Source organism: Peribacillus frigoritolerans (assembly GCF_001636405.1).
Lineage (GTDB): Bacteria > Bacillota > Bacilli > Bacillales > DSM-1321 > Peribacillus > Peribacillus frigoritolerans.
The window spans coordinates 4494724-4521317 of sequence record NZ_KV440950.1 but is presented as its reverse complement, the minus strand read 5'-3'; the positions used below and the strand labels follow the sequence as shown (position 1 = coordinate 4521317).

At 41.9% G+C, this 26594-nt stretch carries 27 protein-coding genes and 2 riboswitches; of the genes, 11 read left to right on the top strand and 16 right to left on the bottom strand.

The genetic code is table 11. The features are described from left to right. Window positions 1-9: 9 nt before the first annotated feature. Both metC and A6755_RS21360 read right to left on the bottom strand, forming a co-directional pair. Complete coding sequence (gene metC / locus A6755_RS21365) at window positions 10-1191, bottom strand: cystathionine beta-lyase (protein WP_063591888.1); 1182 nt, start codon at window positions 1189-1191, stop codon at window positions 10-12. Then, window positions 1188-2300, bottom strand: a complete 1113-nt coding sequence (locus A6755_RS21360; RefSeq protein ID WP_034314771.1) for a methionine biosynthesis PLP-dependent protein — start codon at window positions 2298-2300, stop codon at window positions 1188-1190. Before A6755_RS21360 ends, metC begins: the two co-directional genes overlap by 4 nt. 86 nt (window positions 2301-2386) lie before the next feature. Next, a riboswitch (SAM riboswitch) is annotated at window positions 2387-2500 on the bottom strand. A 326-nt stretch (window positions 2501-2826) separates the two neighbouring features. Here A6755_RS21360 and fumC point away from each other — a divergent pair. Continuing rightward, window positions 2827-4209: a class II fumarate hydratase gene (gene fumC / locus A6755_RS21355; protein WP_063591887.1), complete on the top strand. Its 1383-nt coding sequence runs from the start codon at window positions 2827-2829 to the stop codon at window positions 4207-4209. Window positions 4210-4318: 109 nt separating this feature from the next. Then, window positions 4319-4561 (top strand): hypothetical protein, encoded by a 243-nt coding sequence (locus tag A6755_RS21350; RefSeq protein ID WP_034314767.1) that lies wholly within the window; start codon window positions 4319-4321, stop codon window positions 4559-4561. A gap of 57 nt (window positions 4562-4618) precedes the next feature. Here the strand turns inward: A6755_RS21350 and A6755_RS21345 are convergent, their stop codons facing one another. Both A6755_RS21345 and A6755_RS21340 read right to left on the bottom strand, forming a co-directional pair. Then, window positions 4619-5764: an ABC transporter ATP-binding protein gene (locus A6755_RS21345; protein ID WP_052137502.1), complete on the bottom strand. Its 1146-nt coding sequence runs from the start codon at window positions 5762-5764 to the stop codon at window positions 4619-4621. A 113-nt stretch (window positions 5765-5877) separates the two neighbouring features. Next, window positions 5878-6762 carry a PucR family transcriptional regulator gene (locus tag A6755_RS21340; protein WP_174878753.1) on the bottom strand — a complete coding sequence of 295 codons (885 nt, stop codon included), beginning with the start codon at window positions 6760-6762 and terminating at the stop codon, window positions 5878-5880. 180 nt (window positions 6763-6942) lie between these two features. On the opposite strand from A6755_RS21340, the gene A6755_RS21335 reads away from it, so the two are divergent. Further along, window positions 6943-7980, top strand: a complete 1038-nt coding sequence (locus A6755_RS21335) for an NAD-dependent epimerase/dehydratase family protein (RefSeq protein WP_063591885.1) — start codon at window positions 6943-6945, stop codon at window positions 7978-7980. Window positions 7981-8096: 116 nt separating this feature from the next. On the opposite strand, the gene A6755_RS21330 is transcribed toward A6755_RS21335, so the two are convergent. From A6755_RS21330 to A6755_RS21315, 4 genes are all read right to left on the bottom strand, one after another. Continuing rightward, the gene (locus tag A6755_RS21330) at window positions 8097-9197 is read right to left on the bottom strand and encodes an iron-containing alcohol dehydrogenase family protein (protein ID WP_063591884.1); all 1101 of its coding nucleotides are present in this window, start codon (window positions 9195-9197) and stop codon (window positions 8097-8099) included. Window positions 9198-9259: 62 nt separating this feature from the next. After that, window positions 9260-10081: a MetQ/NlpA family ABC transporter substrate-binding protein gene (locus A6755_RS21325; protein ID WP_063591883.1), complete on the bottom strand. Its 822-nt coding sequence runs from the start codon at window positions 10079-10081 to the stop codon at window positions 9260-9262. Window positions 10082-10137: 56 nt separating this feature from the next. Further along, a complete protein-coding gene (locus tag A6755_RS21320) occupies window positions 10138-10806 on the bottom strand; it encodes a methionine ABC transporter permease (protein WP_063591882.1) in 669 nt (222 codons plus the stop codon). Beyond that, window positions 10793-11809, bottom strand: coding sequence for a methionine ABC transporter ATP-binding protein (locus tag A6755_RS21315; protein WP_048687407.1), 1017 nt, complete (start codon window positions 11807-11809; stop codon window positions 10793-10795). Before A6755_RS21315 ends, A6755_RS21320 begins: the two co-directional genes overlap by 14 nt. 69 nt (window positions 11810-11878) lie before the next feature. After that, a riboswitch (SAM riboswitch) is annotated at window positions 11879-11983 on the bottom strand. Between the two features lie 283 nt (window positions 11984-12266). Here A6755_RS21315 and A6755_RS21310 point away from each other — a divergent pair. Next, window positions 12267-13091, top strand: a complete 825-nt coding sequence (locus A6755_RS21310; RefSeq protein ID WP_063591881.1) for an MBL fold metallo-hydrolase — start codon at window positions 12267-12269, stop codon at window positions 13089-13091. 64 nt (window positions 13092-13155) lie between these two features. Here the strand turns inward: A6755_RS21310 and A6755_RS21305 are convergent, their stop codons facing one another. The 6 genes from A6755_RS21305 to A6755_RS21280 form a co-directional block, all read right to left on the bottom strand. Next, window positions 13156-13344 (bottom strand): hypothetical protein, encoded by a 189-nt coding sequence (locus tag A6755_RS21305; protein WP_034314753.1) that lies wholly within the window; start codon window positions 13342-13344, stop codon window positions 13156-13158. Window positions 13345-13429: 85 nt separating this feature from the next. Beyond that, a complete protein-coding gene (locus tag A6755_RS21300) occupies window positions 13430-13633 on the bottom strand; it encodes a YheE family protein (protein WP_034314751.1) in 204 nt (67 codons plus the stop codon). A gap of 63 nt (window positions 13634-13696) precedes the next feature. Further along, a complete protein-coding gene (locus tag A6755_RS21295; protein ID WP_034314748.1) occupies window positions 13697-14893 on the bottom strand; it encodes a YheC/YheD family endospore coat-associated protein in 1197 nt (398 codons plus the stop codon). Further along, window positions 14890-16257 (bottom strand): YheC/YheD family endospore coat-associated protein, encoded by a 1368-nt coding sequence (locus A6755_RS21290; protein WP_063591880.1) that lies wholly within the window; start codon window positions 16255-16257, stop codon window positions 14890-14892. Before A6755_RS21290 ends, A6755_RS21295 begins: the two co-directional genes overlap by 4 nt. Window positions 16258-16260: 3 nt before the next feature. Beyond that, on the bottom strand, window positions 16261-17331 hold the full coding sequence (locus A6755_RS21285; RefSeq protein ID WP_063591879.1) for a YheC/YheD family endospore coat-associated protein: 1071 nt from the start codon (window positions 17329-17331) through the stop codon (window positions 16261-16263). A 16-nt stretch (window positions 17332-17347) separates the two neighbouring features. Beyond that, window positions 17348-18361, bottom strand: coding sequence for a YheC/YheD family endospore coat-associated protein (locus A6755_RS21280; protein WP_174878752.1), 1014 nt, complete (start codon window positions 18359-18361; stop codon window positions 17348-17350). Between the two features lie 37 nt (window positions 18362-18398). On the opposite strand from A6755_RS21280, the gene A6755_RS27250 reads away from it, so the two are divergent. From A6755_RS27250 to A6755_RS21260, 5 genes are all read left to right on the top strand, one after another. After that, the gene (locus tag A6755_RS27250; RefSeq protein ID WP_174878751.1) at window positions 18399-18605 is read left to right on the top strand and encodes a hypothetical protein; all 207 of its coding nucleotides are present in this window, start codon (window positions 18399-18401) and stop codon (window positions 18603-18605) included. 240 nt (window positions 18606-18845) lie between these two features. Next, entirely contained in the window at window positions 18846-19985 is a 1140-nt protein-coding gene (locus A6755_RS21275) for a DUF445 domain-containing protein (RefSeq protein ID WP_063591877.1), read from the top strand. A 73-nt stretch (window positions 19986-20058) separates the two neighbouring features. Continuing rightward, window positions 20059-20415, top strand: coding sequence for a YlbF/YmcA family competence regulator (locus A6755_RS21270; RefSeq protein ID WP_034314741.1), 357 nt, complete (start codon window positions 20059-20061; stop codon window positions 20413-20415). A 146-nt stretch (window positions 20416-20561) separates the two neighbouring features. Further along, complete coding sequence (locus A6755_RS21265; RefSeq protein ID WP_034315523.1) at window positions 20562-21428, top strand: Cof-type HAD-IIB family hydrolase; 867 nt, start codon at window positions 20562-20564, stop codon at window positions 21426-21428. Between the two features lie 114 nt (window positions 21429-21542). Next, window positions 21543-21815 carry a transcriptional regulator SplA domain-containing protein gene (locus A6755_RS21260; protein ID WP_222620128.1) on the top strand — a complete coding sequence of 91 codons (273 nt, stop codon included), beginning with the start codon at window positions 21543-21545 and terminating at the stop codon, window positions 21813-21815. Between the two features lie 338 nt (window positions 21816-22153). Here the strand turns inward: A6755_RS21260 and A6755_RS21255 are convergent, their stop codons facing one another. Beyond that, window positions 22154-22603 carry a DinB family protein gene (locus A6755_RS21255; protein WP_063591876.1) on the bottom strand — a complete coding sequence of 150 codons (450 nt, stop codon included), beginning with the start codon at window positions 22601-22603 and terminating at the stop codon, window positions 22154-22156. A 304-nt stretch (window positions 22604-22907) separates the two neighbouring features. On the opposite strand from A6755_RS21255, the gene A6755_RS21250 reads away from it, so the two are divergent. Further along, window positions 22908-23303: a hypothetical protein gene (locus A6755_RS21250; RefSeq protein ID WP_034314734.1), complete on the top strand. Its 396-nt coding sequence runs from the start codon at window positions 22908-22910 to the stop codon at window positions 23301-23303. Window positions 23304-23498: 195 nt separating this feature from the next. Here A6755_RS21250 and A6755_RS21245 read toward each other — a convergent pair whose 3' ends face one another. Beyond that, a complete protein-coding gene (locus A6755_RS21245) occupies window positions 23499-24377 on the bottom strand; it encodes a dimethylarginine dimethylaminohydrolase family protein (protein ID WP_174878750.1) in 879 nt (292 codons plus the stop codon). A 534-nt stretch (window positions 24378-24911) separates the two neighbouring features. Here A6755_RS21245 and A6755_RS21235 point away from each other — a divergent pair. Continuing rightward, on the top strand, window positions 24912-26528 hold the full coding sequence (locus tag A6755_RS21235) for a long-chain fatty acid--CoA ligase (protein ID WP_063591874.1): 1617 nt from the start codon (window positions 24912-24914) through the stop codon (window positions 26526-26528). Window positions 26529-26594: the final 66 nt, after the last annotated feature.

Sequence of the window (26594 nt, the reverse complement as noted above, 5' to 3'; positions counted from 1 at the left end):
CTACTTTAATCATTTTGCAGCAATTGCTTCCCCTTTGGCAATATTGACGAGGGCAGCTTCGAAGTCCTTGATTAAATCGTCCGGATTTTCCAGTCCGACAGAGAGGCGGAGCAAGCTATTCGTGATGCCTCGCTTTTCCCTTTCATCAGCAGGCATGGCCGCATGGGACATTTTGGCCGGGTAGGATAATATGGATTCTACCGCTCCCAGGCTTACGGCAAAAACAGGGAGCTCGACTGTGTTCACGAAGGAACGGAAGATTTCCTCACTTTCCAATTCAAATGATAGGACCGCCCCTGCTCCGAGTGACTGGCCTTTCTGGATGGCGTGCTGTGGATGATCGGCTAGGCCGGGATAATACACTTTTTTCACCAAGGGCTGCTCCTTTAAGTAGGCTGCAATCTTTTCTGCCCCTTTTTGTGAATGTTCCATTCTAACTGACAAGGTTTTCAAGCCTCTCATTACGAGCCAGGCATCCTGGACACCAAGGACCGCTCCAAAGGAGTTTTGAAGCGAACCGAGTCTTGCCGCCAATTCCGGATCTTTCACGACCGCAAGCCCAGCTACCACATCACTATGTCCGGATAAAAACTTCGTCGCGCTATGAAGGACAACATCAGCGCCCAGATTCAGCGGTTTTTGCAATGCGGGCGTCAAGAATGTATTATCAACAAAACTTAAGGCACCGGCTTTTTTTGCGATATCACATACAGCTTGAATATCGGTCACTTTAAGTAAAGGATTTGAAGGCGTTTCAATGTATATGGCCCTGGTATTTGGCTGAACCGCCGCTTTGACACTTTCAAGGTCCGTCATGTCAACGAAGGTATGCTCAATATTGAAACGGTTCAATACGCTTGTGACCATCCTGAACGTTCCGCCATACACATCTTCGGAAATGACGATATGATCCCCGGCAGACAATAGCAGGAAGGCTGTTGAAATGGCAGCCATACCTGATGAAAAGGCAAAGCCGTGAGTGCCTTCCTCAAGTTCGGCAATGATGTCTTCAAGTGCCTCGCGGGTTGGGTTCCCGCTTCTGCTGTAGTCATATTTGCCGAATTGATCGATATCGGATTGATGGAAAGTCGATGCATGCTGGATGGGGACGCTCACACCGCCCGTTGCCGGATCGAATTTATGTTGATTATGAAGTAATTTCGTTTCAAAGCTAAAATCTTGATCTGTCATCGTAGTGCCTCCCTTTTTACATGTGCGAATGCTTGCTGCAAGTCACCAATCAAATCGTCGCTATCCTCGATGCCAACGGAGAAGCGGAGCAGTCGGTTACAAACCCCGTTTGCCGTTCTGACTTCAAGCGGTATATCGGCATGTGTTTGTGTGGCAGGATAGGTGATGAAGCTTTCAACCCCTCCCAGGCTTTCTGCAAAGGAAATTAATGAGAGCGATTGTAAAAATGGGTTGACCGCCGCTTCATCAATGATGCGGAAAGAAATCATGCCGCCCCGGCCTGGATACAATACGTCCGTAACACAATCATGCTCCGATAAGTAATCTACAAGTATCTTGGCATTCTTTTCATGCCGCTCCATCCGCAATGCCAGGGTTTTCATTCCGCGCATCAACAGCCAAGAATCAAATGGGCTCAAGACAGCTCCAGTGCCATTATGATGGAAGGCAAGTGCATCACATAATTCAGCGCCGCTAGCAACGATCAGTCCGGCGAGCACATCATTATGACCACCGAGATACTTGGTTGCACTGTGGATCACAATATCAGCTCCAAGCAAGATGGGTTGTTGAATAAGAGGCGTGTAAAAAGTGTTATCAACGATTAGCAATAAATTATATCGTTTAGCCAATGCGGCAACGGCGCTAATATCCGTTTGCTGCATAAGAGGGTTAGTGGGAGTTTCGATGAAGATGGCTTTCGTGTGAGGAGTGATGGCTTTTTCGATATCCTCCAAACAACAAGTGTTTACATAGTCACACTGCAATCCCCATTTTTTAAAACCTTGTTCTAACAGCCGATATGTACCGCCATAAAGATCTTCACTGACAATCCACGCATCCCCGGATTTAAAAAGGGCGAGTATAGTGGAGATGGCGGCCATTCCTGAACTGCAGGCATAGCCTTGGTCTCCTTTTTCCAGATCGGCGATGGATCGCTCCAATAGCTGGCGGGTAGGGTTACCTGTCCTTGTGTAGTCGAATCCCGTCGATTGACCGATTCCTTCGTGGCGAAAAGCTGTTGAAAAGTATACCGGCGGATTGACTGTTCCTGTCGCCGTTTCACTGCGATTTCCTAATTGAGCAAGATATGTTTCAGGTTTATACATGGTTTTCACTGCTCCTTTGAGTTAAATAAAATAAAAAAAAGTCTTCTTTAAGAAGAAGACTTTGATTAAGTAGGGACGAGTCATTCTTCTTATCTTCCAAGTTTATAAACTTGTGGAATTAGCACCTTTTCATTGGTTTGAAACAAATGAAGGTTGCTGAGGTGTCATCGGGCCATTCCCTCTACCTCTCTCGATAAGAGTTTAGATTATTCAATTTCTTTTGAATTTACTATATATACAAAACGCTGTCAAGGACATTTTGGGGGTGATGATGTGTTTGTGTTCATGGCCAGGTCAATTGAAGCCTAGAGGTGCCTACACTTTATGTGTCAAAAAAGAATATCCAAATTTTCATCTAAATATGAATGGTCTAGGATTTTCCAGAAATATGGAAAGGGTCAGCGGGATATTTTTGCTTTAAAATAATAAAGTTTGTACAATGTATGGAGAGAAAGAATAATCCGACATTATTCATTTCATATGCAAAAATTCTTCAATGAATAGTGCAAACTTAGGAGGAGAACACATGGAATACAGAATCGAACGAGATACGATGGGTGAAGTGAAAGTTCCTGCTGATAAATATTGGGGAGCACAAACTGAGAGAAGCCGTAACAATTTCAAAATCGGTAACGAAAAAATGCCGATTGAATTGGTTCGTGCATTTGCATACGTTAAACAAGCTGCTGCAAAGGTGAACTATGATCTTGGTGACCTTTCCGAAGTTAAAAAGAACGCCATCGTCAAGATTTGCGGCGAAATCCTTGAAGGTACGCTTGATGAACATTTCCCGCTTGTAGTGTGGCAAACGGGAAGCGGTACGCAAAGTAATATGAACGTGAATGAAGTGGTCGCTAACAAAGGGAATGAATGGTTAAAAGAAAATGGTGAATCGGAAATCCTTCATCCGAATGATGATGTTAACAAGGCACAAAGCTCAAATGATACTTTCCCGACCGCCATGCATATTGCAGCCTTTATGGAAGTCGCTGAAAAATTGGTTCCTGCCATCAAAGCACTTCGTGATACATTCGATACAAAAGAAAAAGAATTTTGGGATGTCGTGAAAATCGGCCGGACACATCTTCAAGATGCTACACCATTAACATTAGGACAAGAAATTTCCGGTTGGAAAGCGATGCTCGATAAAGATTTGGCGATGATTGAGGAAAGCAGCCAAAAACTATTGAACCTTGCTCTAGGCGGAACGGCTGTAGGAACCGGAATCAATACAAAGAAAGAATTCCCGGGACTTTCTGCCAAACAAATTGCAGCGGATACAGGATATCCTTTTGTCACATCTGATAATAAGTTCCATGCATTGACTAGCCATAACGAAATCGTCTATGCACACGGTGCTTTGAAAGCATTGGCGGCGGATTTAATGAAAATTGCGAACGATGTCAGATGGCTGGCAAGTGGACCTAGAAGCGGAATCGGAGAAATAGCCATTCCGGAAAACGAGCCGGGCAGCTCCATCATGCCAGGTAAAGTCAATCCGACCCAAAGTGAAGCGCTTACCATGATTGCGACACAAATCGTGGGTAACGATGCTACAATTAGCTTTGCAGCAAGCCAAGGTAACTTTGAATTGAATGTATTCAAACCAGTCATCATCTATAACTTCCTGCAAACGGTCAAATTATTGACGGAAGGCATTCATTCCTTCAACGATAATTGTGCGGTTGGCATCACTGCAAATGAAGATAAGATCAAAGAAAATGTAGAGCGTTCCCTTATGCTGGTAACAGCATTGAACCCGCATATCGGTTATGAAAAAGCAGCCAAGATCGCCAAAACTGCCTTCAAGGACAACTCCACGTTAAAAGAAGCGGCGTTGAAACTGGGGTTCCTGACGGAAGATGAATTCAAAGCATGGGTCGATCCTGCTAACATGGTTAATAAATAATTGGATGGAAGTACCCTCCCTCTAGCATTAGGGAGGGTGTTTCCATGTGTTAAAATAATGGAATCGACAAATACTGAAATCATAAGTATCGGGAACAGGAGGAAAAACAATGTCTATATGCCCGCTTTGCAACGGCCTAAGAAAAATTCATGTGGATTGCCCGGAATGCGGCAGTGAACTTGAGGATAAAGGGAAATTCATGGATTATGCTGATGATTACAGTGCTTATATGGATATCGACATACTTAAAGAAAACGACGGATACCCTCAATCCCTTCAAAAAGGGCAATGCCCCCATCTCATGAAATGCCCTGAATGCGGACATGATGAAGTGGTATTGGTCCAGGAATGAATCTCCCTTTATTTGAATAAACGTTAAAAGACCCATATTGAATGGGTCTTTTCATTTTTAATTTGCAGATAACTTCATGCTTTCCTGCATCAGTTCATCTTCTTCAACCAAAATGCGATGTTCGGTCCCTTTATCAAAAAAGTGCGCTTTATTCATGTCGAGGGCAAGTTCGATCTTTTCGCCTGCCTGGATAATGTTATTGGCATCGACCCTTGCAACGAAGTCCTGCCCCTCTAAAGTGGAGTAGAGCATGATCTCCGCGCCCATGAGTTCGGCTACATCAATTTGGGTCGTGAATGTAGTGTTAGGGGACTCCGTGAAATAAGCTCCTTCATTATGGAAATCTTCCGGACGGATGCCAAGGATTACTTCTTTTCCGACATATCCTTGATCACGTAGCATTTTCATCTTAAATTCAGGTATTTCAAGCGTTTGTTCGCCTATTTTGATTGTGCCTTCTTTTAATGTTCCGGTAAAGAAGTTCATGGCAGGCGATCCGATAAAGCCGCCGACAAACACGTTTATTGGTTTCTCATAAACATCCTTTGGAGCACCGACCTGTTGGATGATACCATCTTTCATTACAACAAGACGTGTCGCCATGGTCATTGCCTCTGTTTGGTCATGTGTGACATATATCGTTGTGGTGTCGAGCCGTTTATGCAGTTTAGCTATTTCCGCGCGCATTTGAACCCGCAGTTTTGCGTCGAGATTGGATAATGGCTCATCCATCAAGAAAACTTTTGCGTCCCTTACAATTGCACGGCCAAGTGCAACACGCTGGCGCTGACCACCTGAAAGCGCTTTAGGTTTCCTGTTTAGCAGCTCTTCAAGTCCGAGAATCCTTGCCGCTTCATTTACTCTTTGCTTGATTTCAGCTTTTGGCGTTTTCCTGAGCTTTAATCCGAATGCCATATTGTCAAATACAGACATATGAGGATATAAGGCATAGTTCTGGAAAACCATCGCAATATCGCGATCTTTAGGGGGGACATCATTGACTCGCTTGCCGTCTATGTATAAATCCCCTTGGGAAATGTCTTCCAGTCCGGCAATCATCCTTAATGTCGTTGATTTACCGCAACCTGAAGGTCCCACAAAAACGATGAATTCCTTATCGGCAACACGAAGGTTGAAGTCTTTAACAGCCGTCACCTTTTTATCATAAATCTTGAATATATGATCTAACACTAACTCTGCCATGAAAAATCCCCCTTTTAAACTCTTAGATTACTTGTACCAATTAGCTATAGTCTAAGCTATAGGTTTTGAAAAAAGTATGGGCATATTGCACAAAAAAGTGCTTACATTGGAAATTAATCATTCAGTAAAAGTATCAAGTATGCAGTAAGGGCATGACGGAAGTTTCTAATATCGAGACCAGTTTTTTCAGAGAATTTATCGATTCGGTATTGTAAGCTGTTCCGATGTATATAAAGCTGTTTGGCGGCAAAAGTGGCATTGGAGTTACATTCGATATACGTTTTAACCGTTTTGATAAGCTCAGTATCCTGCTTGGTCTTGCCAAGAATTTCATTGATAAACCAATTTGCATTCTTAAAGGATGGATCATTTATTAATGAGTATGGGATGATGTCTGCCAAATCAGCCACTTTTATATCCGGCAGATGCACCTGTGCCACTTCAAAACACTTTTTCTCCTGAGTCCAGTGATGGCGAAGGTCTTGATCTACAGGGTGAAAGCGCCCGGTGAACATACGGGTCTTTACATAAAAGTCACTTTCAAGTGTGGAAGTAATGGCGATCAGTTCTTTATTTGATAATGGTTCATCCTTGTCCGGTTCAATTAAGACGCCTGCCGTTTCATTTTCCCAAATAATAGCTGCGTCAGATGGAACGAAAGCGAGGAAGGCCCCTTCAAAATCGGAGTTGGAAAAATCAGCATGAGTCAACTTGAAATGAAGGAATCGAACATTCTCCCAGCTCGTTAAAGGCAATGGTGCATTCGGTTCGGATAAAAAATTTTTCCATGATGAGCCTGGATGTGCATTGAGGTTATTTGGGTTTATGGAAGGAACAAAAAGCAGTTCCAATAAACGGATTTCTTCTGCTGTGATTTCTGAACGGGGAATACCAAGTATACTTCTGAAGTCTTCGAACCAAACATAATTAGAAATATCATCAGTATCCTTTTTATTGGTAAGAGCGTTCGGGAATTTTTGTATAAGATTTTCAAGCATCGGTTCCACCTTCTTTCTCCCTTTCCATATCATTATAGCGAAAAAGAATAAAGTTCAAAAGATTAGGATATCTTTAGTTTTTCCGAGAAGGGAAAACCAAAGAAAAGGTGCAAGTATTATTAATTTTAGGAGAGGGTATTGCGTATGCTTTATGGAATACCGTTTAAGAGGAGGAGATCCATGAACATTTTAATATTGGGTGGTACACGGTTTTTAGGCCGATATATAGCAAAAGCTGCAATAGAGAAGGGGCATGATGTCACACTTTTTAATCGTGGAAACGACCCTTATGTTTTCCCCGAAATAGAACAGTTAAAAGGGGACCGCGACGGAGATCTTGAAATGCTGAAAGGAAGACAGTGGGATGCAGTCATTGATACATCAGGCTTTATCCCTCGAACTGTATCGAAATCTTGCCGATTGCTTAATCAAGTTAAACATTATACATATATTTCAAGCATCTCGGTTTATAGTGATCCAACCGAACCAGGTATTGATGAAAATGGAGAGGTTCATGCACTAAATGATGATAAAGCAGAAGAAATAACCCGCGGAACGGCTGGACCGATATACGGTGAATATTATGGACCGTTAAAATCATTAAGCGAAAAAGCAGCTGAAAAAGAACTGCCGGGGAAAGTCTTGTCAATTCGTGCCGGGCAAATAGTAGGTCCATATGATTACACTGACCGATTGCCGTACTGGCTTAAAAGAATAGCGGAAGGGGGAGAAGTTTTAGCGCCTGGACGCCCTGGACGTCCAATCCAAATTATCGATGCAAGGGACTTGGCTCAATGGATCATCCAAATGATGGAAAAAGGCGTGACAGGTACGTATAATGCCGTTGGGCCAGAATACACACTGACTATGGGGCAAATACTTGAAGGCTGCAAAAAGGTAACAAGAAGTAATGCTGCCTTTACATGGGTCTCTGAAAAATTTTTAAATGACAATAAAGTAGAGCCGTGGGGAGAAATGCCTTTATGGATACCGGAAGAATTCCCTTTACCAGGAGGTAAGGAACCTTTGAATGGGTTTTTGGCTGTCGACAATGATAAAGCAATCAATAATGGACTAACATTCCGTCCCCTATCAGAAACTCTCGAAGATATATGGAATTGGGAAAAGGGCCGTCCGGAATCCGCCGATAGAAAAGCAGGCATGCACAGACAACATGAAAGCGATCTTCTTGGATTATGGAAACAGACAGTAGGTTGAGACCTTCTTTTATTATACTGAAGTATTAATGGCACATTATGTATGCTCGGTGGAAAGGATGATTTTATACAATGAGGAATCAAAAAAAGCGATGGGGTCAAAACCCCATCGCTTTTTTAGGAAGGGCTTGCATGGTTTGTAAGGATTTCAAGGTTTTCCATGGCGGCTGCCACTTTTTCCTTGTTGATATCAGGGAAAAGAAGATGGATGTCTTCACCTTCTTTGACAGAGTGGGCTGCAATCTGTTGAAGTTCCGCCTTATGTTCAGCAGTCAGGCCAATATCAAGCAATGTCATCGGCAATTTAAGCACCCGGTAGATGGGCAGCAATTGTTTGATTTCCGAGAATTTCCCTTCTAGCACAAGCTGGACTAAAATGCCATATGCAACTTTTTCCCCGTGAAGTAAATGATGCGCTTGGGTGATGGAAGTCATGCCATTATGAATGGAGTGGGCACCGGCTACGCGCAAGTACTGGCTGCCAAACCCACCAACAAGACCACTTGTGATGATGTTCGTTTCAATTACACGCTGCAGCGCATCTGTCCATTTCCCTTTTTCCAAATCAGCTAAGGCTTCCTCGCCATATGTCAATAAAACTTCCTGGCATTGCCTTGCGGCCAGATGGGCCAATTCAATACAAACGGACTTGGCGGCAAGCTTTTCGGCCAGTGCATTGCCCTCGTACCATTTCGCCAATGTATCGCCGATTCCAGCACGTAAATAGTTAATCGGCGAATTAAGAAGAATTCCTGGTTCGATCAATAACATCCAAGTGCTTTTTTCATGAATATCATAACGGACATATGAACCATTATCATCATAAATGACACTCAACGGTGTCCAGGCAGCACAGGTGGAAGCCAAGGTTGGAATGAGGATGATCTCCTTTTGAAGCAAGTTTCCGGCCGATTTGGCGAGGTCGAGCAACTTACCGCTGCCAATGCCAATTAAGGCATCAGCACCATGTTCAAGAGCTGCCTTCATGACGCGGTCAATTTCCGGGTCACTGCATTCCCCGCCGTATGTGAAAAAGATCGTCTCAATATTTTCTAAGGAAGGAAAGAAGGGTTCAGTAACTTCCCAGGATTTTTGTCCATGAATAACGAGCACTTTACGAATGTTCCCTCTACACAGTTTCACTTCCAGGTTTTCAAGGACATTTGCTTTACAGGCGTAATAAGCGGGGCCGCTGCGGACCTCCAGTAAGGTATTCATATTTGCTCTCCTTAATGAAAGGCCTGTTCCCGGTAAAGGGGAAGCAGGCCTTGATTATTTGATCAATTCATCCAGTCTGGTTTTCCGAATCCGGCAAATTTGTCATCGATCACTTTTTCAAACTGGTCGGATTCCACTACAGATTTAATATCCTTGGCAAATTGAGCGTCTACATCTTTTGTATTCACTGCAACAACGTTTCGATACATATCCGGCATGCTTTCTAAAACTAGGGCATCCTTGAGGTCCATTTTCGCTGCAAGAGCAAAGTTGCCAGGGACCGCCGATAGGTCAACGCTGTCTGTTGCGCGGGGCAGCTGAGCGGATTCCAATGGTTTTAGCTGGATGTTTTTTGGATTTTTCGTTACATCCTTTTCAGATACTTTTAAAGGGTCGACATTTGGATCGACTTCAATCAACCCTTCATCCACCAGCACTTTTAGTGCACGTGCCAGGTTAACCGGATCATTGGGCACTGCAAGGGATGTACCGTCTTTCACTTCTTTCAATGAATTATACTTATTAGAATATATGCCCATTGGCGCTGTTGGAACTATGATAAGGTCGGAAAGCTTTAAATCATTTTCTTTAGCGAAGTTATCCATGTACACTTTATGCTGGAAAAGGTTGGCGTCGATCGAGTTGTTGCCAAGCGACTTATTCGGCTGGATATAGTCGGTGAATTCGACGATCTCTATTTTGTATCCGAGATCTTCCAGACCTGGTTTGATGGCCTCCTTAACCATATCGGCGTACGGCCCGGTAGTCGCCCCGATCTTCAATTCTTTTTTGTCTTCAGTATTTGGGGATGCATCATCGCTCCCGCATGCTGCCAAGCCGAGTGCAAGTGCACAGACTGATAATAACGAAGCTATTTTCTTCATTTGAAATTCCTCCTGAGTAATGAAATGTATTGAGTCATTTAAAAAAATGATTGATCCTATCGCTTGTTAACTATGTATGAAACTTTATCACCAACCATTTGAATGAGTTGCACAAGGCAGATCAGCACGACGATCGTCGTGATCATGACTGTGTTGTCATATCGGTAATATCCGTACCGGATTGCCAGGTCGCCAATTCCGCCACCGCCGATTGTCCCAGCCATTGCTGAGTAACCGATTAGCGAAATGGTCGTTAATGTCAGTCCTTGAATAATTCCCGGTTTTGCCTCTGGAAGAAGTACATCCTTAATGATCATCCATGGAGTGGCACCTACGGCAATTGCAGCTTCAATCACTCCTCTGTCTATTTCACGTAATGCCGTTTCAACAATCCTTGCAAAAAAAGGGATTGCGGATACGGACAGGGAAACAGAAGCTGCTCTTGGCCCTATCGTCGATCCCGTAAGTAGGTCCGTTAAAGGAAGGAGGGCGACCAAGAGAATGATGAACGGGATTGAACGGACAATATTGACTGCGAAACCGAGAGATCGATTCACGATGCCACTTTCAAAAAATAAATTCCTGGTTGTTGTAAATAGCAATACTCCAAGCGGTAAACCGATCAGCAGGGCTACTGCAAGAGAAACGCCGACCATATAAATCGTTTCAAGAAAGGCTTTATTAAGATCAGGTAAAATATTGACGATGGGATTAAGCAGTGACATGTTTTAACACCTCCACAGAACTGGAACGATTTTTTATATATTCCAATGCCGAATGGATTTGGACGGCATCGCCAATTAACTCGATGATTAAAATGCCTAAAGGAACATCCTGGATATACTCAATTTTACCGTGTAAAATATTCCCCTTTACTGCATGGGATTGGAGAGTATCCGAAAGAATCGACTCACCGGCGGTTTGCCCTTCGAATTGGATTTTAATAATCGTCCCTTCACTTTCATCAATCAAGTGCGAAGGGAGTTCGAAATCCAGTACACTGCTAATGAATTGCTTCGTTAATTCCTGTTTGGGCTGTGAAAATATTTCATAAACGGGTCCTTCTTCAATTACCCGGCCATCCTGCATCACGGCGACTCGGTGGCATAGTTCTTTGACCACTTCCATTTCATGTGTAATCAACACGATGGTGATACCAAGCTCACTGCTTATCTTTTTCAATAACTGTAAAATCGCTTTTGTAGTTGTTGGATCAAGGGCTGAAGTCGCTTCATCACATAATAGTACAGTGGGTTCATTTGCTAACGCGCGAGCTATGCCGACCCGTTGCTTCTGTCCACCGCTAAGCTGTGCAGGATAGACATCTTTCTTATCGCTGAGCCCTACGATTTCCAACAATTCCAATACACGTAACTTAGTCGCGTCCTTCGATCGATGCGCGGCCCTTAAGGCGAAAGCGACATTTTCATAAACGGTTTTTGAACTGACCAGGGAAAAGTGCTGGAATATCATTCCGATTTTTTGGCGTTGTTTACGAAGCTCTTTGCTAGATAAAGAGGTTAAATCAATGCCGTCGATAATGATATTTCCACCTGTCGGACGTTCAAGCAAATTCAAGCAGCGGAGTAATGAGCTTTTTCCAGCTCCGCTGTAGCCGACAATTCCATATATTTCACCAGTTTGAATGGTCAAAGATACGTTATCCACTCCGATAACTCGGTTTTTCTTCGAGACGTATTCCTTTCGGATTGAACGGATTTCAATCATGAGCTTTCCCCCTTAAACATTAAAAAAGCTGCCTCTATCATTCAGAAAGAGGCAGCGAAATCATATCTCGGCTTATCTTTCAGAATGCAATCATTCTGCAGGAATTGGCACCGTTCCCTAAGGGCGGTTGCCGGACATCACAGGGCCTGATCCCTCCGTCACTCTTGATAAGTAAATTATTATTTTAGAATATTTCAAGTTTTATAATATAATCTATATTATTTGTAAAATCCGGCAATGTCAATCGTTTCTTTTATTTTTTTGTCATTAAAATTGGTACGGTCCGTTAAAACGATTCATGGAAAATGGGCTATTATGCAATAATCCAGCATTTTCATCGAGGCTATTTATTCCAATATTTCCTTGTCAAAATGGTAAAGTGGTACTACATTTATTATAATAAAGTTAAAAAAAGGAAGGTAAAACTATTTTTGTACAATGATGGGGAGGAAACCGAATGATAGAGATCAAGACGATAAATGATGTGGTTTGCGTGCATGGGACTCCTGGCGGGAACAAGGGGGGGATGAGTGTGTATGTCTTTTTAACGGATGGCCTATTGATAGATACTGGCGCACAGATTTTATTGGAAGAGCTTATTCCATTCTATGAATCCGCAGACTTCGACTCAGTGGCCCTGACTCACTATCATGAAGACCATACGGGGGGCGCTGCCTGGATAAAGGAACATAAAAAGGTCCCTCTTTTCATTCACCCGATGTCGGTTGAGGTTTGTGCAAAGGATGCTGAATATCCTGAATATCGCAAAATTTTCTGGGGAAAGAGAGACGCCTTTAAAGCTGAGCCGCTAGGGAAGGCCATTCATTCCCGTACCCAAACGTGGGAGCCGATTTTTACCCCAGGTCATGCAAAGGACCATATGGTGTATTTGAATCACGATAATGGCGTGCTTTTTTCAGGAGACCTTTTCGTAACCCCAAAAACAAAGCTTGTCTTACGGGAAGAGTCTGTCCCGGTGATCATCGATTCCATAAAAAGATTGCTTCAATATGACTTCGGGGAAGTGTTTTGCTGTCATGCTGGGCATGTTCCTGATGGGAAGGAGATGTTTCGAAAAAAACTGGATTATCTGGAAAACCTCCAAGGGGAAATTTTACGCTTGCATTCTCAAGGGCTGACCGTTCATGAAATCCAGCAGGTCGTTTTACCGAATCGCTATCCCCTTATCGAGATATCTGGGCATGAATGGGATTCAGAGCATATCATTACATCGATATTAAACGAAAATATTTTAAGTGCGAGGGAGAATGGGACTATTTGAATGCTATCCGTTTAACGGTCTGACTGATATAAAAGAGAGCTCTCCATAAGAGAGCCCACATTATTCATTTATTGACATTGGGATCTGTTTCATCATAAAAATCATGTGCTTCTTCGATGTTCTGAAGGTTAGCGACTTCATACACATTTCCGCCCGCCATTCCTTCATTGATGATACGGTCGATATCCAGGTAAACGGAGTCCTTGCCATCATATTCGGTATCCTTCAAAAATGTCATTTTTTCTTTATCCAAAAGAAATCCCTCCTAGCCTTTTCTTTAGTTTAGGCAAAGGAGTTTTTTTTATTCTGTTAAGCGATTTCATGAATGTAAAGGGGTTTCATTCATATACATGGAAGATCATTAGGTCATGTATCATGCTTTTGAGTTTAGTTTCATCTGTTTCGGAAGGCGGATTGGCTGTCCACTCGATGGATCCATCTTTATGATACAAGGCTTTGACTGCCTGCTTGTTGAAATAAAAGGAAATTTTCCATCCTGGCAGATTCTTATGCAATGGTTCCCATTGAAAATGAGTGATCATATGTATTACCTCCATATATACTGTTTCTCATTCGATTATAATGGAAAACGGCAGCTGGAGGTGTTATTTTCTTTTCAGGTTGGGAAAAGTTAATTCAATGAAAAGATTTTTTAAATGCAAAAGCCTGTTTGTTTCAATTTCTTCTTCATCGAATTGCATCGGCTTTGAGTTCACTTCGTATATGAAAAGCGAGCCCGATTCGTCTTCCCCTATATCAATGGAAAACTCTCCGAGAAACCCGATCTTTTTTGAAAGTATCTCTCCGCATTTTTGGGCAATGTTCGCTAATTTTAGATCCAGGTTTTTTGATTTAATGTCCTGATAAGGAAAAAGCTTTCCGCCTCGGGGAGTGTGGGTGGTGATTTCCTGAGTTTGCGACATCCTTACCGCTTTGCCGGTCACTTTATAAAAACCTTTTTCATAATGGACGAGAATCCGGTAATCATAACGATGTCCAAAGAGTTTTTTTGGTATGATCGCCTGTTGAGCAAGATAGCTCCTTTTTAATAAATCCCTTTTTTTTGTATCCCAGAAGGAAGCAAAATCAGGGAAGGACTCACTATGCTTTAAGCTATTGAACAATAGGGTATCATCATCATTTTTGATAATGGTATAAATGCCCTTCCCTTGGCTTCCTTTGCATGGCTTAAGGTATATATGCCTGTATGTCTCCAGGAAAGAATCAAGGCAACCGCTGTTTCGTAAGACCATGGTGGGCGGAAGGTGGTTGGTGAGGGATCCATCTTCAGTTAATGCTTCGAACATCACATATTTATCTATAAAACAGGGGTTGAATAGAGTCATTCGGTAATCTTTAAAATGTGTGATAAGATGTTGGAATTCCTCTGACGCCTCATAGCTCCTCCAGGGGATACGGTTATAGACGATGTCAGGGAAGGGCACCTTACATTCAATCCACTTGTTTGAAATGGAGGAAAAAAGATACCCTTTCATCGACTCGGAATGAAGGGCATTTCCTGTGAATACATACGCCAATATTCCATGTTGCAATAAATATAATGATAAGTCCCGAAAAAGGGTCAGGTTTCCACCCAAACCTGATTCCTTTTTGGGATTGGAAACAGTTAAAATTCCGATGGTAAGCATCCGGTTACCCGGAAATATTGTGATTGGAATTAGAGGTTGATTCGAATGGTTCTTTTTATAGCTGATTTCTTCTTCGGCAGAGCCGGCGAAAAGTTCCGCATTCTCATGAGTGTGGTGCCAATTTTCAGTGGGGATATCATAAAAAATGTTCATTGCGGCACTCTGATTGATTTTGTAATCGTCTGTTCCGTAAGATAAATGGCATAATCAAGGCTTAGCTTTCTGGTCAGCAATTCGAAATCCTTGAGTTTTGGATGGGAGAAGATGGAACGTCCAGGCTTGGAATTGGCTTCAAACATCCAAACCTGCCCTTTTTTATCCAATCCAAAATCAAATCCTATTTCTGCGATGATGCCGTCCAAGTTCTTTTCTATACTGTCACTTAAAATCAGTGCGGCTTCCGATAGCTTTCCTTCGACTTCTGTCGCCACATCGTCATCTCCAAACAGTTCGGCAACCGTTTTGATGACACCCCCGCTTTTAATATGGGTCGTGACGCTGCCGGCGCCGGCGATTTTTGCGGCAATCGCGGTCACCTGCCATTTTCCATTACTGTCCTTGTTCGTATGGACCCGGAAATCCACTGGACGTTTTTCAGATCGAATTAATGGGATGCCCTGCTGCACGATCAGATTCTCGAGCGGGCGGTCGTGAAAAATGTGTTTAACGATAGATTCCAATGTTGAAAACCGTTGCAGTTTATTTTCTTTTGCTTCGTTTGTATAGCGGCAATAGTAAACATTCTCATGCTTATCATAAAGAATTTGGTGAATCCCTAGACCGAGGCTGCCGTGAATGGGCTTTATATAAACTTGCCGGTAATGGGAAAGAAGGGTTTCCACCACGGATATGGATTGAAATGGATACGTTTCCGGCAAATAAGGCAGTGCCCGCTCATCTGCGCATAACCTTTCATTTACATCCCATTTATTGAAAAATCCGGGGTTATACCATGGTATGGTATATATTTTTTGGAATTTCTGCTTCACTTCTTTAGGTCCATCACGGTTTTCCGTCAACCGATTTGGTAGCCGGTCATAGATGACATTAGGAAAAGGAAATTCATAAATGTTCCAGTCATCTTTATCAAATACATAGCCTTTGATTGTCTCCTCATCCCAATTGATTACATTCTCTCCAAAAACAAAGGGAATACAGCCTGTGGTCTTGCTAAGCGAAAGGAGCTTTGCGAAAAATTCAGATCTCTCCCCTAAAGGTTTGTTCGAAATGCCCGTGAAGCCTGAGGAAAAGATTCCGACAAGCGGTCCGATATGGATGCTCTTGCCGTATATGAATAAATGAAGGGGAATATCGGTATGATCGAATAGTAGAGATTCCGCAAGACTTTTCGATAGCACGATTTTTTGATTGACGGCCGGGTTTTGTTTGACGATGGCAGGACATGAATGCCGTCCGAAATAAATTAATTCAATCTCTGCCAAATCTCCAAGCTCTGAAGGGTAGTAGAGAACATTGCCAGGGATAGCGGCAATTTCGGCAGGATAAGTCTTTCTCACTTCCTATTCACCTGCTTTCTGAAGCTGTTCGGCTAAATACTGGCTATACTGAAACGGTGCTCGATGAATATCTTTCATGGTCTCCGGCTGTAGTGCCTGAATGATTTTCCTACCAGGCTTCGAGTTAATGTCCATTATCCATATTTGGCCTTTTTTATCGATGCCTAGATCAATTCCCAACTCGAATAATCTTTCAAAGACAGCTTCGGTTTCAACGGGCAGGGTGCGAAGGATATGATGAATCTTTTGTTCGACAGCAATCGAAATCGTTTCGGGGTTTCTTTTGTTGAAGTTATCCAATGAAATGGCTTCCCCGCCTGTAGCAAGATTTGAAGTAATTCCGTCTTTTTGTCCCGTACGAATTCCGCGGCCCCGTTCCATCCATTGATTCTTCTCGTTTTTTTGAAGTAAAATCCGTAAATCGAATGGCTCATTATTTTGGGTGCAAAGTTCTAAATATGGCTGGCAAAGATAACGGTATCGATTTAATAAATGCTGCAGCCATTTGTTAAGCTGAGATTTGGAGGAGAATGAGCGGTCATATTTGGTGCCCTTTTTCGTCATGGAAACCAAAGTCCCGTCTTCGGTTTTTGAAAGGAGATAGATTCCTGTACCACCTGCACCGAATTCAGGTTTGATGATGATTTTATCCAGACGTTCCAAATGTCCTATAATATCTTCAGGTGTCGTCACTTGTACGGTTTCTGGAAAAAATGCCTGTAGGTGTGGATGGTTTTTTAGGATTTGGTACACTTCCCACTTACCAGGAAGGCCCAGTCCTAAGAAATTCGAGTTATCTTTTAACCACTCGATTTTGTGTCGCGTTTCCGTTGACTCACGGACTAAACCGTGAAAACAGCGATCATATACAAAATTAGGTAAATCAAAAGATGTGGCGATCCAAGTTTCGTTCTCGGCATCAAAACGCTCGCCCCTCACTTTTTTCAGATCCATATCAATATTTTCCGGTGAGAATTTGCAAACTTTCATATTAAATGATTGAGCGGTTTTGGCTATTTCGGTGAAGTAGTTGTTTTCATGAGTATCCGACGCGGCCATTAATCCTATTAACACGTGCTAGCAACTCCTTTTATGGATGGTTTTCGCGGTTAAGGGCAAGCATGAAATCTATGATTGATTTTACTGATGGACGAAAGGTTTCATAGTTGCCTTGAAATTTTTTCGAAGGTTTTGAATTCACTTCGATGATCCATGGATGGGTATCGGTATCCAGTGCTAAATCGATCCCTAGCTCACCGAATGAATCGTCAAGGTTTTCGACTAAAGCCTGTGCAGTGTTTTTAGCCAGCCGTACGAGCTTTTGATATATGCGGCTGGCGTCCTGAAGTTCAAATGCTTCTTTTAGAAAATCCGGCCCATTTTTCATCAATCCGCCTTGTGCAAGATTGGAAACAATAGTACCAGGGTCCCCAATCCGGGCAACCATTGATGTAACTTTCCATTCAAGCTGTTCGTTCCGGTGAAGCAGTATGCGGAAATCAACCTTTCTCTGATCGGTTTCGAATAGGGAAATCCCTTTTTGAAGAATGAAGGATCGTTTTCTGGAAAAATTTTTTAAGGTTTCAAACAACTTTTCATCCGTATCAGCAAAATGTACATTCTGGAGATGTCCGGATTGCTCGATTTTCCAATTTCCAGCTACTTGCGTTAATCTGCAAATATTCCTGCCTTGGCTTCCTGATGTGGGTTTAAAGTAGATTACCGAATGCTTTTCTATAAATGTCAAGAAAGTTTCCTTTTCGTTGAACAGTATCGTCTCTGGTAAATTTGGCAATAGCTCATCCTCTAAGATCAGTAGTTCGTGTACATCATGTTTGGAGAGGAACCTTCCGTTGAACATCGGAATCGACCGTTCCTCCAGTTCAGTTTTAAACATCTTGAAAGAAGGCGATTGCTCAAGTTTGCGCGAATGTATCCGGTTATAAAATACATCAGGGATGGGGAGGGGCAAGGCTTTCCAGCCACCTTGCCCTGGCAGGTAGCCTTCCACAACCCCATCTTGAAGAGACTGCAGTTTAACTAAATAGAAGGGGATGCCTTGCTGATTACAATATGATTTCATTTCCTGATAAAATTTTTCCATCTCGCCGAATGACCCGTCTTGCAAGGGAGTCTGGTTCATGAGTGAAGCGAAGAATGGGCCTATTTTAATTGATCTTTCATCCGCATGGTATGAGACGGAGATTGGATCGGAAAAAACGGGCAAGGATAAAATTTGGTTCATATCATATGAAAGTTTCAATATAGGCTGGGATGACGGGAATGGCTGGACAAGTACCGGGACGGAACGGCATCCAGCCATTATCGATACGGGTTCTCCAAATTGAAGGTCCCATTCCTCAAATAATTTTTCTTCGATAAACAATAGCGCCTTCTTTCTAGTCTCTGCGGGATTTACCGTAATGTAAACTTTCTGATGGTTAAGATTCATAATAATTCCCCGTTTGCACTAAGTTTGATATCCTTTAATAATTAAATGATGGGCAAATGTGGATAACACATTCTATGATTTTTTAATTAGAAGGTGTCATAAAGCCTTTATTTCAAGCAATAAAAGGAGAAATTTCATGGGTGAGTTTTGGCTAAAGATACTGTTTATGGTCGTCGTTGGTGCAGTAATAGGTGGCTTCACTAATTTATTGGCTATCAGAATGCTATTCAGACCGTATAAGCCAATCCATATTTTTGGGAAGCAGCTGCCGTTGACACCAGGGTTGATTCCTAAGCGGCAGGATGAGTTAGCTAAACAATTAGGCAAATTGGTGGTCGATCATTTAATCACACCAGAGAGCATTCAAAGTAAAGTCATCAATGATGCCTCTATACAGAATATGAAAATTTTCGTCCAGGCAGAAGTAAAGAAAGCATTGTCCACACAAAAAAGTACTGCTCAATTACTTGATCAATTGGGAATGAAGAATTCTTCATTTACGCTAGAACAGCGATTACAAACATTCATTCTTGGTAAATATGAAATATGGTCGGAAGAGAACATGAGCAAGAGCTTGAAAGATATCGTCCCTCCGCACCTTCAGCAAAAAGCCCTCGACTCGATTCCTGATTTGTCACGTTTCATCGTGAAAAAGGGAAAAGAATATTTTGACAGTGCGGAAGGCAAACGCCGTCTTGAAGACATGTTGGATGATTTTTTCAAGGAACGGGGCAAGCTGATCAATTTATTTCAGATGTTCATTGGAAACGAAAAGTTAATTGATAAGATTCAGCCGGAAATCATTAAATTTTTTGAACAATCGCGAACGATTGATATATTGTCAGTGATATTGGTGAAAGAGTGGAAAAATCTCGAGAAATGGGATATAGAGAAAATCGAGGGAATGATCGGGAGAGAAACGATAAAGCAATGGATTACCGAAAAAACGGCTGTAATGCTGCCTGTCGCTTCGATCCTGAATAAGCCGGTTCGAGAATTGACTGCCGATTTCTCGGACACCATTGTGGAAAAGGGCGTTCCGATTTTTGTGGAAAAAGGTGCCAAGTACGTAATCAATCATTTCCAGCCGCTATTCCAAAAACTGCATTTGGACGATATCGTGGAAGAACAGGTTTCGTCCTTTTCGGTGTCCCGACTTGAGGAAATGGTCGTTTCCATCACTAAGAAGGAATTATCGATGATCACATACCTTGGGGCATTGCTTGGTGGAATCATCGGTTTATTTCAAGGTTTCGTAACTGTTTTAATAGGATGACGTGTAATTCTCAATCGGATTTGTTATAGTGGAAAAGGTGTAGGAATACAATGATTACCGGGAGGGGAAATAAATGAGTAACGTATATGATGCAGCGTATGAAATGGAAAAGGCGATTAGGGCAAGTAATGAATATGCCGATTTGCAACGCTTATATGATCTGGTGAATTCTGATGAAGCAACAAAAGGAATGTTTGAAAACTTCCGTAATCTGCAAATGTCATTGCAGCAAAAGCAAATGATGGGACAGGAGATTGCACCGGAAGAGGTTGAGCAAGCACAAAAGACGGTACAGCTTGTCCAACAAAACCCAACCATTTCACAATTGATGGAAGCTGAACAACGGATGAGCATGGTCATCGCAGACCTAAATAAAATTATCATGAAGCCGCTTGAAGATTTATATGGCTTGCCTGAACAACAGCAATAAGCAGTTGGAGACTCCCTTCTATAATGGTTGGGGGTTTTTTGTTCCCTGAAAGCACAAGTGCAAGGGTCGTGAACCACTATTTGTTCTATTCTCGAAATTTTAGTCATAAATTTTGAAAGAGGATACAACAGATGGGAGAGATCAGCATGGTATATCGACTACTTGCGGTCAATATCGACGGGACATTGCTCCAGTCGAATGGCCGTTTAAATAAATCGACTAAAGAAGCAATAGATTATGTTCACCAAAAAGGCGTCCATGTTGCACTTGTGACGTCAAGAAACTATCACTCAGCAAAAAAAGTGGCCAAAGCCCTAAAAATAAATCCGATGATCGTTGCTCAGCAAGGAGCCTTTGTCGGAGCTTCCATGGAAAAGCCGATAATGGTAAAAAGAATATCAGAAGAACTGACTGCAGAGCTCGTGCAAATGCTTGAAAAGACCACGTGCCAAATATTGCTCATTCATGAAAAATACTCGCTGGGCAATCGGGTGAACCTCCCGGAGAATTTGCTTGGTAAATCGGTTATGTATTTGAATGACCAAAATATTTATGCTCAAAATTATGTGGATGATATCAGTGAGGAGCTTATTGATCAGCCGATGGCCCCGACGAAGATGGACATTATATTTCCAGAAAAAAATGCTCGAAATGATATGTTGAAATTGATAAAGGAAATGTTCCCTGAGGTGGATGCAGTCTTACACCCAGGACATAAACTGACAATCGTTCCGAAGGGTGTATCTAAATGGAGTGGTGTATTGTATTTAGCGGACCATTTAAAGGTGAAAAGAACGGAGATCGTCTCGATTGGCGATGGATTGGATGATATGGATATGATTGCCGGTTCTGGTCTGGGAGTTGCCATGGGCAATGCGGATGAGGAAGTACGGAAAGTGGCAAAATGGGTGACGCGCTCCAATGATCAAGATGGTGTTGCCTATATGCTTAGGGAGTTTTTCCGGAAACAGCATCCAATCGAATTTTTACAAAAAATGAATATGCTTAAGTGAATGGCGGGGCTCCTTCTGTTGAAGGGGCCCCATTCAGATAACGCCGCTTGCGAGGTCTGTCATCTATCATAAATAATTATAAGTTTCTTTCCATAAACTAAAGGAAAATCAGTAATGGAAAGGAAGAATTCAATGGGTGTAATCAATGCAAAAGAAGTACAGGTCGGTGACGAGGTGTTTGTGATTTATAATAATCCCCATGTCCCTACAGTTTCGAATATCAGGGCAGCGGAAATTGTTCCGCACCCCAAAGATCCCAATGCAGTTGCCTTGTTCCTGAACGATACATTTCATACGATCGAGGATGATGATGCTTTGTTCACTTCGGAAGCCTCAGCTGAAAAAGCATACAGTGATTATATGGATAACCAGGACCAGATGACTTGAGAGGCGTTTACTCAGCTTTACGGGTGAACAGACGAAAGCCCACGCTATAAAAAGCGGGGGCCTTTTTTAATTTTATTCACAAGTGTTTGCTGCAAACTCACGAGTAAAAGCTTAAAACTCACGAGTATTTGCACCAAACTCACGAGTAAAAGCTTAAAATTCACGAGTATTTGCACCAAATTCACAAGTAAAGCTTAAAATTCACGAGTATTTGCACCAAATTCACGAGTGTTTGCACCAAACGTACGTGCAAACGCACCAAAACTGTAAATTTTCGTCCTAAATAATAAAAACTGCCACTCCCATTTCAATAAAAACAAAGCGACAGTTTGTTAATCTCAGTTTCTGGATTGTATGAATAGTTTCATTGCGTGAATTTGTCCTATATGATTGGTTTCGTGCAAGACTACAAAATTAATGAATTCTCCCACTGTTTCCATTCCGTTGAAAGGCTGTGCTGTTTTTTCTGTCAATCGTTCTTCCGGAATTTCAAGAAGTCGATCAAGTTGTTCATGCAACTGTTGCTTTAATATTTCAACGGAAGGTACATCTCCGGTCCAGTTGGCTGGTTTTGAACCATATCCGAATAGCTGGCTGTAACTCTCTGGCAAATTACTGCTGGAGTTCAATAAAAACTTTTCCGCTGCAGTAAGGACATGTCCTATGTGCCAATGGATTGTATTATTAAAACCTTCAGGCTGTACATCCATGAACTCTGGATCGATTCCCTCAATTTCCTTTAAAAGATTGCTGCGCATGGCTGTCAGTTGATTTTTAACATAATTCATTCTTACATTCCCCTTTCAATCTTGTATTACTTACCGCAACTCATGAAAATTATAGCAAGTATATTTCAATATTATCAAATTTTAGATAAGCCTTTTCAAAAAGGGGGGACTTATCAATTTACAGTTTATTTCATTTTAAGGGGTGTAATTGTTGAATAATAATCGGAATATATGCATTGAAGGACATATGCCCAAGGGATAAAGGTTAAAAAATCAACAAACAATCCTATTACTCTTTTGCGTGGACTAGTATAATGAAAGTATTGGATAATTAATCCATTTGGGTATAAGGAGTTGACATGTAATGAAAAGGAAACCGCTCCTTGTTGGCCTTTGCTTATTATCGATAACGTTGGCTTCAGGTTGCACAACAAAGCAAGAACATATTTCCGTTCAAAAATATGAAGGTAAACACTACAAATTCGAAGCATATAAAAAAAAGATAGAAATTGGGAAAACAGAAAAAACAAAAGAAATAGTAAGGAATGCCGATTGGGAAGAATTCGCGTTGGAGAAGGATCATTCTAAGGCGGACTTCATCTTTTATTTTAATGATGAGAAAAACGAAGGTGGAATTTCCGTATATTATGCTTGGGTAAATACTGATGAAAATATTGTAGAATTGACAAAGGATGAACATAGCCAGTATGTACAGTTAAATAGAAAGGATTCTGAAATTATATTAAGACTGCTTAATTGATGTATAGAGGAGATCCTTACTTTCAAAAACTTCCAGACAAGCATTTTTTGAACTCTCATGTGCCCGACTATCATCAGAGTTATATAATGCAGCCAGCCTAAGGGGTGGTCGCAAATTCCATTGAAAATTAATGTTTGACAACAATAAGGTGAAAGAAACCGGACTTCCATACAAGTCCGGTTTCTTTCATTCTGCTCAGGCTGAATCAGTCTTCTTTATTGTTGTCCTCAATAGTGGCATGGTGCAACAACGGAAAGAGCCACCGGACTTGATGATTTCGCTTATATCAACTTCAATGACTTCATATCCGCGTTCACGAAGCTGACTATTTACCTGTTTATTACAGGGTAGACTGAATAATTTTTTATTCCCAATCGAAAGAACGTTGGTACCTAAAGTGAATTGTTCTTCTTTCGTCACTTCAATCATGTCATAACGTGAGGCTAATAAATCCATCTCTTTTTTTGTAAAGGACTCTGGAAAAATAAGCGCCTCTGTCGGTGATATGATATTGAAAACACAGTCTAAATGAAGGAATGTTTCAATGAAAGGAACCGCAATGACCTCGTATTCCGGTAATAAGGATTGAAGATGCTTGACGGATGTTTCATCCGTTCTTTCACTGATTCCAATATAGATGGTTTTTCCGTCAATAAGGACATCCCCGCCCTCAATATGATTTTTTAGGAGGTTGAAATATGAAATACCATTCGTTTCGAGCCAGGATTTCAATATTTGTTCTTCACCCTGCCTGATACCTGTTGCCAACTCAGCTACGTAAACGGTTTCGCCAAGAGTGAAACCGATATCTCTCGTAAAGACTTGTTCCGGATATGTAAATTGAGGCGGAAGTTTTATGACTTCAATCCCTTCATGTTCTAGAGCCTTTGTAAATTGTGCGTGCTGCTCCAAGGCAAGTGCTTGATCGATATTTTCTTCTTGAAACTCTTTTTGTGTTTCGTTAATGATCTCCCGGATCTCCATATAATGAGGTTCACAAACAATTACCCGTGATAGCTTTGAATATTCACTCGCACAATAAGCTTCTAGTTCTTCGTTTATTTTATTTACCATAAATGAGCTCCCTCTAAATATAATTGTATCTTTACTATTTCCTCTTTTTTCTAGAAAGAAACATAAAAAATTGTCATGGAACAGCGCCACTTGATTTAGATGGTTTAAAAAAACTTTTCAGATTCCGCTCTTAATAAATGTTTCTGCTTGATTTCACAAATCCGCTCCCTTTCCGCCGACTGTCTGCCAAGCCTCCTTGACGCAAGCGCCTTTGGGGTCTCGGCCTGCCAGTAATTCGGCAGGAGTGTCGCAAATTTCTTCAATCGAATAAGGAGTACAGGAAAAAACTTAAAGGACCTGATCCTATACATAATTCGGTGTGAGATAGCCTGCATTTTTTTAGAAAACGTTCCAGTTGATTTCAGAAATCCGCTCCCTTTCTGAATCCGCTTTTTGCCGTCAAACTGATTTGAAAATATCATCCAAATATAGCCAGATTCAAAATAATCATAAAAGGTACCTAGGGAAAAAGGATTATTTTTTTTCTGGTCGAATATATAATGAGCATGCTTTTAATATAAGGGGGAGATTGTAATGATGGATACTCCATTGATCATGACTCAAATCATTGAGAGAGCTGAAAAATATTTTCCGAAGAAAGAGGTAGTTTCGCGTACGGATGGTGGCATTCACACATTTACATATGCTGAGATTGCTGAGCGTACAAGAAGGCTGACCAGTAATCTTGAAAAATTCGGTATTCAAACAGGTGACCGTATTGGAACGCTTGCCTGGAACCATCATCGGCATTTAGAAGCTTATTTTGCGATTCCTTGTCATGGTGCTGTCTTACATACAATCAATATGCGTTTGTCCCCTCAACATGTTTCTTATATCGTCAATAGTGCGGAGGATCGATTATTATTGATAGATCCGGATGTCATCCCCCTTTTGGAAGCAATTAAAGATGAGTTAACGACAGTGGAAGGGTATATCATTATGACGGATAAAGATGAGCTGCCTGAAACGACCCTTTCACCTATTTATCATTATGAAAAATTATTAGCCGAAGGAAATCCGAAACAGCGATTCATCCAAACCTTGGATGAAAATGCACCTGCCGGCATATGTTATACGTCCGCCACGACCGGGAACCCCAAAGGTGTGGTTTATTCGCATCGCGGAATTTTACTGCATGCGATTGCACTGGGGCTTGCCGATTCTACAGCAATAAGCGAGCGTGATGTGGCCCTTCCTGTCGTGCCGATGTTTCACGTGAATGCCTGGGGCATGCCTTTTGCCAGTGTTTGGTTTGGAACGAAGATGGTTTTGCCAGGACCCTATTTCACCCCAAAGATTTTGGCGGAGCTTATAGAGACGGAGAAGGTTACTATCGCAGCAGGGGTTCCGACGATATGGCTGGGCTTATTGAAGGAGCTGGAAGAAGGCAGCCATGATACGAGCAGTATTCGTGCCGTTTTATGCGGAGGGTCGGCTGCTCCGAAAAGCATGATTAAAACCTTTGAACAAAAGTATGGGATACCATTCCTGCATGCATATGGAATGACTGAAACAAGCCCGCTCGTATTTATATCGAAACCCAAAAGTTATCAGGAAGACCTCCCTGAAGAAGAACTTTATGAGTTGAAGGCCAAGCAGGGCCTTGTTTCGCCTATGATAGAAATTAAAGTGATCGGTAAGGATGGCGAAGTGAAGCCTGATGGAAAAGAAATGGGAGAATTGCTGATTAGGGGTCCTTGGATTGCCAATGAGTATTTTAAGGATGAGCGGTCAGGGGATACGTTTAAAGATGGCTGGCTTTATACAGGAGATGTAGTCACGATTGATGGAGAAGGATTCGTGAAAATCGTTGACCGGACTAAAGATTTGATTAAAAGCGGCGGTGAATGGATATCTTCCGTTGATATAGAGAATGCCTTAATGGCCCATGAAGGAATCTTTGAGGCGGCGGTAATTGCAGTGCCTCACGAAAAGTGGCAGGAACGGCCGATCGCCTGTGTTGTCTTGAAGGAGGCATACAAGGGACAAGTGTCCCAGGAAGACATCATCGAATTTTTAAAACTGCAGTTTGCAAAATGGTGGCTGCCGGATGAAGTGGTCTTTTTGGATGAAATCCCAAAAACCGGCGTTGGGAAGTTTTTGAAAAGGGCATTGCGTGATCAGCTACAGGATAAATATATCAATAAATAATGGAATATTTGTTTAATTATAACTTTTCACCCTATTCTCATAATGGTTGATGAATATATAATAGAT